Source organism: Catenovulum agarivorans DS-2, from assembly GCF_000568405.1.
GTDB classification, from domain to species: domain Bacteria; phylum Pseudomonadota; class Gammaproteobacteria; order Enterobacterales; family Alteromonadaceae; genus Catenovulum; species Catenovulum agarivorans_A.
Map to the genome: position 1 here is coordinate 1 of NZ_ARZY01000117.1, position 445 is coordinate 445.

At 36.2% G+C, this 445-nt stretch carries 1 protein-coding gene; it reads right to left on the reverse strand.

The features are described from left to right. Positions 1 to 16: 16 nt before the first annotated feature. Positions 17 to 289: a hypothetical protein gene (locus DS2_RS19450; RefSeq protein ID WP_035016753.1), complete on the reverse strand. Its 273-nt coding sequence runs from the start codon at positions 287 to 289 to the stop codon at positions 17 to 19. Positions 290 to 445 lie beyond the last annotated feature (156 nt).

Sequence of the window (445 nt, forward strand, 5' to 3'; positions counted from 1 at the left end):
TAGGTGAAGGTGCGGTTTAAACGACGCTTACGATGATTTCCGGGTACATGTCACCACAAACATCAATAAGCATAGATAGCAGTGAAGAGCCTTCCTTTCTAAATTTATTGTCGTTTACCCTATAGAAATATTGAGCGACACTGACCAACTGTTTCACATGATTTTTGTTTAATTTAGCTTCCTGCCCAACCATTTTAAATACATAAGAACGGAACAGTTCGTTAGTTGCTTTCTTGTAATCCTCGCTAGCCAATGCTCTTGTTGAGAGTTTCGTAATAAATTGGCTCATTCTTTTATATCCATATATTTAATAAATTGTGCAACTAAATCATCAACACATTTAAAGGGCAAAATCATTAATACAGTTTTATTTACAGGTAGCAACTGCCCCTCTAACTTTCTATAAAAATCTCCTGAATCACCCCACCTTTATCGGAGGCAATGT

Bases quoted from the DNA above. Each gene is read 5' to 3' on its own strand.
- DS2_RS19450 (WP_035016753.1), bottom strand. From the start codon at position 289: ATGAGCCAATTTATTACGAAACTCTCAACAAGAGCATTGGCTAGCGAG.